The organism is Falsiroseomonas oryzae (assembly GCF_027856955.1).
GTDB classification, from domain to species: Bacteria; Pseudomonadota; Alphaproteobacteria; order Acetobacterales; family Acetobacteraceae; genus Falsiroseomonas; species Falsiroseomonas oryzae.
This window is the reverse complement of the sequence record NZ_JAPSMD010000665.1, coordinates 1-2,119: the sequence shown is the minus strand read 5'-3', so window position 1 is coordinate 2,119 and position 2,119 is coordinate 1. Positions and strand designations below refer to the sequence as shown.

The window sequence follows — 2,119 nt, the reverse complement described above, 5'->3', positions numbered from 1 at the left end:
CCCGGCCTCGCCCTGGGGCGCGCTGGGCGGCGGCGCCCAGCCGGCCCAGCCGCAGCTGCCCCCGGTCGACCCGGAGGCCGACCGCCTCATCGGCGACCTGTTCGCCCGCCATCCGGAGGCGCGCTACCGCCTCACCCAGATGGCCTTCGTGCAGGAGGCCGCGCTGGTCGAGATGCAGAACCGCATCCAGCAGCTGGAATGGGAGGTGGAGAACGCCCGCAACCAGGGTCAGGCCGCCCAGAGCCGCGGCATGTTCGGCGGCATGTTCGGCGGCGGCAGCCGTCCGGCGCCGATGCGCCCGCGGCCGCAGCCGCAGTATCCGCCGGGCTACAACCCCGCGATGATGCAGCGCGGCGGCCCGGGCTTCCTGGGCACCGCCATGATGACCGCGGCCGGCGTGGCCGGCGGCCTGCTGCTGGGCAACGCGCTGATGAGCGCCTTCTCCGGCGGCGGCGCGGCTGAGGCGGCGACGTCCGGCGCCTTCGGCCAGGATGCGGTGCCGACCTCCTCCGCCTGGACCGACCCGGGCGCCGCGCAGCAGGACGCCCATGGCCAGGATGCCTATGGCGAGGACGCCCAGGCCTATGACGAGGGCGGCGGCTACGACGAGGAGATCTGAGCCGACGCCGACGCTGCGCGGCACGGCCTGATCCGACGAACCCCGGCGCCTCGCGGTGCCGGGGTTTTTCGTGCCGACAATATCAATTCAAGGTTGAATGCTGCTGCGCATTCCAGCACGCTTCGGCTGCGTATCGTCCCGATGGCGCGGGGCGCGGCGAAGGGAAGGCGGTGGCACCACAACCGGGCGGCGCATCGAGTCGCGTCCTGCTCGTCTCCGGCACCCGGCCGGAGGCGATCAAGATGCTGCCGCTGTTGGCCGAGTTGCGGCGCCGCCCGGGACTGGCGCCGGTTCTGCTGTCCACCGGCCAGCACCGCGAGATGCTCGACCAGGCGTTGGCCGCCTTCGGGGAACGCTGCGACCTCGACCTCGGCCTGATGCAGCCGGGCCAGGACCTGTCCGACCTCTTCGCGCGCGTCCTGCTCGGCGTGGCGGGTGTGCTGCGGCGGGAGCGGTTCGGGCTCGTGCTGGTGCATGGCGACACCACCACGGCCATGGCGGCCGCGCTGGCCGCCTTCCATGCGCGCATCCCCGTCGGCCACGTGGAGGCCGGGCAGCGCAGCTTCGACCTCGACAGCCCCTGGCCGGAGGAGCTGAACCGCGTGGCGGTGGACGCCATGGCGGCGCTGATGTTCGCACCCACCGAGGGCGCGGCGGCGAATCTGCGCGCCGAGTACAACGCGCAGGGCCGCATCCTCGTCACCGGCAACACCGGAATCGATGCGCTGCTCGGCGCCGCGGCGCGTATCGCCGGCGACCGCGCTCTGGCGGCGCGGCTTGCGCTTGCGATGCCGCCGCTCGATCCGGCGCGGCGGCTGGTGGTGGTCACCGCGCATCGGCGGGAGAACCTCGGCCCCGGCCTGTCGCGCATCTGCGACGCGCTGGCGGCGATCGCGGCGCGGGGCGATGTGCAGATCGTCTGGCCGCTGCACCGCAACCCCGCGGTGCGTGGCCCGGCGCTGCGGCGGCTCGGCGGGCGGCCGGGCATCCACCTGGTGGAGCCGCTCGGCTACCTCGAGATGGTGTGGCTGATGTCGCGCGCCGCGCTGCTGCTGACCGACAGCGGCGGCCTGCAGGAGGAAGGTCCGGCGCTGGCCAAGCCGGTTCTGGTGCTGCGCGAGGTGACGGAGCGGCCGGAGGCGCTTGCGACCGGCGTGGTGCAGCTGGTCGGCACCGATCCGCGCCGCATCCGCGCCGCGGTCGCCCGGCTGCTGGATGACGCGGCGGCCTACGCTGCCGCGGCGCGCCACGCCTTCCCCTTCGGCGACGGCACCGCGGCGCGGCGCATCGCCGACGCCATCGAGGACTGGGCCGCCGCCGATGCGCGCATGACAAGCGCGGCATGACCGACGTCTGCGTGGTCGGCCTGGGTCATGTCGGCCTGCCGACAGCCGCGCTGCTGGCCGAGGCCGGGCTCGCCGTGGTGGGCTGCGACACCGCGCCGGCGGTCCTGGCGCGCATCCGATCGCCCGGTCCGGGCTACCGCGAGCCGGGGCTGGA

Annotated in this window: 2 protein-coding genes and 1 pseudogene; all 3 read left to right on the top strand. The window is 74.7% G+C overall.

Going from position 1 to position 2,119, the window contains the following annotated elements; genetic code table 11:
* Nucleotides 1-619 (top strand): DUF2076 domain-containing protein (locus OZN99_RS30330; protein ID WP_270938935.1); only part of this gene is annotated, 619 nt, incomplete at its 5' end.
* 170 nt (nt 620-789) lie between these two features.
* Nucleotides 790-1,965: a non-hydrolyzing UDP-N-acetylglucosamine 2-epimerase gene (wecB, locus tag OZN99_RS30325; RefSeq protein WP_270938934.1), complete on the top strand. Its 1,176-nt coding sequence runs from the start codon at nt 790-792 to the stop codon at nt 1,963-1,965.
* Nucleotides 1,962-2,119 (top strand): annotated as a pseudogene (locus OZN99_RS33605) (UDP-N-acetyl-D-mannosamine dehydrogenase); the annotation flags it as partial. The gene wecB and the pseudogene OZN99_RS33605, both read left to right, overlap by 4 nt.